Raw genomic sequence first — 3700 nt, forward strand, 5'->3', positions numbered from 1 at the left:
CTTAAATTTAGGTAATTAGTTGACAGATGCGGTCGCCTCGACCGTGAATGCCTGTGGATGAGTAACCGCCGATGGCCTCAGTAGAACTAGTGCCGCTACGCGGAAGTTAAAAGTCATGCATTTAAAAGTCAAAAGTATTGATTAGTAAGGTTTTTAGGATTTTGTAACTGGTCAGTTATTTCCGCCATTCTGCACTAGGAAGTAAACATCAATTTGTCACATTATGTGACGCTTTGTATCAGTTTTATCTCAACGTTGGTTGAAGATCCGCGCTCTCCCGTAGGGGAGCTCAGAGATGGGAAAACCAATCAATGTTGCAGTTCTAACAATAGTATGCTATAGTAAAGATAATAAGGCTGCTGGGCTAGCAGTTTCAGTCTGTGGAGCGACCGTAAGACCGAAAAGAGGTTCGGCTTTGGAGGCAGGTGCGTTAGAAGCAGAAAGCCCCTATCAGTGATGTTAGGGAATCCCGCGTTATCGCGTAAGCGCAACGTCGGGAGGATGTCAAGAAGCAGAAATAAGTAAGTAGTCTAATGACAATTTTTGAGCTATTATCCACAGTTTCGCATCGAAGGAGAGATACTATCAGGACTTATGCAAAGCGACTATATATAGAGTTCAAAAACTATAACGTTATAGTTTTTAACGCTATATCTGTGGTCTGGTGCGTAAGTCCTAACTATAATTCTTCTTTTGCTGTAAATAGCTCTTAATATCTACATTTTTTCTCCCTTCTCACCAAGTCCTCCTTGTCCTCTAAGTCTAGTAATATAGAATCCGGTTATATAGTATATCTTTAACAATTCTATCTACAGTTCAATCTTCCCATCTACCCAATCTCCCACCTCCCCATCTCCATATCTCCCAACTATATAAAAAATTTAACCGGATTTTATATCACAACCAGAAAGTAAAAAACCTACCCTTGTGAGCTATTCCCTATTGCCTATTCCCTTCAGTAGATTTCAGGTCAAAAAATGTTTCAAAAATTCGATATCCCGTTTGATTTATTCGAGTTTGTAAATTGTCGAGAAATTCGTGTAAACCCATTTTAACTATTTCTTCAACAGTTAAATAATCTAACTCAGAACGTAAACGACCTAATACTTTTTCTACAGGATGTTTTCTAATACCTTGAGTTGGTCTAATCACTTGATAAAGCGATCGCTCTGCTTCACTCAAACAATATTGAATTGAACGGGGAAACTCTCGGTCTAATATTAAAAATTCTACTACTCCATTAGGAGTAATTCGATGTTGCTGACGTTTACGGTACATTTCATAAGCACTTGCGGACTTCAACAATGCCATCCATTGCACTTCATCTAGTGGAGTCCCAATATCTTTAATAGAAGGCAAAAGAATATAGTATTTAACATCAAGAATACGGCTAGTTTTATCAGCTCTTTCTAAAAATCTCCCCATTCTGCCAAAATGCCATCCTTCATTATGAGTCATAGTGGCATCCATGATTCCTGTAAAGAGGTGTCCACCCATTTTTACCTCCGCAAAAAATTCTGGTAATTGAGAAGTTTTTAAACCACTATTAGCCACATCTTTTACCATTAAATAAAATGAGTTAACTTGCTCCCACATTTCTGAAGAAATAATTTCCCGAATCGAACGAGCATTTTCTCTAGCAAAGCGTAGACAGGAAAGAATAGAGTTATGATAATCTCGGTCAAAAGTGAGAAATTGAATTACATTTGCTTGTGTTACTTCACCATAACGTTCTTGGAATAAAGCCAAATCTCCAGTAGTAATAACTATAGGTTGCCACTGTTGAACCAAACTAGGAGAATCTAACAGTAAATTTAGATTAACATCAACAAACCGAGCAATATTTTCTGCCCGTTCAACATAACGATTTAGCCAATAAATTGAATCTGCAACGCGACTTAGCATAATTAATTTTGATTGAATAATAAATAAGTAATAGCAAATTTATTATAATGTTTACTATATGTTCTGAAAAAGGTGTTAGGTGTTAGGTGGTGCAGGAAAAATAGTAAAATATAAAGTAATTTTTAACTCAAGTATAAATGATTGATAAATTGTATTAAGGATAAATTGTATTAAGAAGGAAGAACAAATAAATATAGCATTTCTATGTTAGGGAATAGCATAAAATACATTATCCCAATTTTTCTACTAATCGCGTTAACTGGTTACTCCCTGCTCCCTTACTTTTTCAATTTCTTCCCTACTCCCGTACGGGCGATTCGCATAGATGCCCCTACTCCCTTATTTTCATAGCTAATGGGATAATTTTTTATTTGGAAGTCCCTTATAGCAATCAGAAATCAGATGTAAGAATTTGACTGTTCCCTAAAAGTCTAGAATATAGGAGTTATCATATTCATAAAATACAGTTTATTCTCGGTTACCTGCTCCCTAAAAGTCTACAATACCTAACAACTAAAATTTTTCCTAATAGTTATAAGTAAAAATTCATTAATCAAACCCTACCAACCAATATCTCAGCAACAATATTAATTATCTTAATTATAGATATTTCATCAAAATAATTTTGTCTAAAACCCCGCCTTGTAAGGCGAAATGTTTTTGAAGGGTTGCTCAAAATTGGCATGACAAAAAAAACTTCTGAATTCTGAATTATGACTTCGTTGAACAGGTAATTATTGTAAGTAAAAGTATTGCATTTAATTGAAAATTCAATCACATAAAACCCAAGTGTCTTTACTCCCTCCACCTTGGGAAGAATTAACAACTAAAGAACCTTTTTTCATTGCCACCCTAGTCAGACCACCTGGATGAACATAAACTTCTTTACCATACAAAATATAAGGGCGTAAATCAACATGACATCCTTCAAATTTATCCTCAAATATAGTCGGAACTCTAGATAAAGATAGAGTAGGTTGAGCAATATAATTACGCGGATTAGCTTTAACTTTTTCTGCAAATTCCGATCTTTGTTCAGCAGTTGATTGAGTACCTACCAACATCCCATAACCACCAGCTTCATTAGCTGATTTAACCACAAGTTTATCTAAATTTGCCAATACATAATCTAACTGTTGTTTTTCCCAACATAAATAGGTAGGAACATTAGGTAAAATTTGCTCTTCGCCCAGATAATAACTAATCATTTGAGGCACATAAGCATAAATAACTTTATCATCCGCTACACCAGTTCCCAAAGCATTAGCAAGGGCAACACGACCATTACAATAAACCTCCATTAATCCAGGTATTCCTAACAGAGATTCAGGATTAAAAGCTAAAGGATCGATAAAATTATCATCTATACGCCTGTAAATAACATCTACTCGCTGTAAACCCTTAGTAGTTCGCATTTGTACATACCCATCAACAACTACTAAATCTCTACCTTCAACCAATTCCACCCCCATTTGTTGAGCTAAAAATGAATGTTCAAAATAGGCAGAATTATAAATACCAGGAGTCAAAACTACCACAGATGGATCTGACAAATAAGACGGCGCCAAATTCAGGAGAGTTTCTAATAAATAACTAGGATAATTATCAACAGGTCTAATTCCTAAAGCAGCAAAAATTTGCGGAAACGTAGTTTTCATTACCCTACGATTTTCCAACACATAAGACACACCAGAAGGGCAACGCAAATTATCTTCTAAAACAAACCATTTACCGTCTTTATCCCTAACTAAATCTGTGCCCGTAATATGACACCAAATTCCTCCCGGTGGTTTTA

General features: G+C 35.6%; 3 protein-coding genes. 1 reads left to right on the forward strand and 2 read right to left on the reverse strand.

Annotated elements, in window-relative coordinates; genetic code table 11:
• Positions 1-295 precede the first annotated feature (295 nt).
• The gene (locus F6K22_RS35445; RefSeq protein WP_293109234.1) at positions 296-457 is read left to right on the forward strand and encodes a hypothetical protein; all 162 of its coding nucleotides are present in this window, start codon (positions 296-298) and stop codon (positions 455-457) included.
• Between the two features lie 482 nt (positions 458-939).
• On the opposite strand, the gene F6K22_RS35450 is transcribed toward F6K22_RS35445, so the two are convergent.
• On the reverse strand, positions 940-1905 hold the full coding sequence (locus tag F6K22_RS35450; protein WP_293109236.1) for an alpha-E domain-containing protein: 966 nt from the start codon (positions 1903-1905) through the stop codon (positions 940-942).
• Between the two features lie 770 nt (positions 1906-2675).
• Positions 2676-3700 (reverse strand): circularly permuted type 2 ATP-grasp protein (locus F6K22_RS35455; protein ID WP_293109238.1); only part of this gene is annotated, 1025 nt, incomplete at its 5' end.

The sequence above is a fragment of the Okeania sp. SIO2F4 genome (assembly GCF_010672385.1).
Taxonomy (GTDB): Bacteria; Cyanobacteriota; Cyanobacteriia; order Cyanobacteriales; family Microcoleaceae; genus Trichodesmium.

Coding starts and splice junctions, on each gene's coding strand:
- F6K22_RS35445 (WP_293109234.1), top strand. CDS start 296: ATGGGAAAACCAATCAATGTTGCAGTTCTAACAATAGTATGCTATAGT.
- F6K22_RS35450 (WP_293109236.1), bottom strand. CDS start 1,905: ATGCTAAGTCGCGTTGCAGATTCAATTTATTGGCTAAATCGTTATGTT.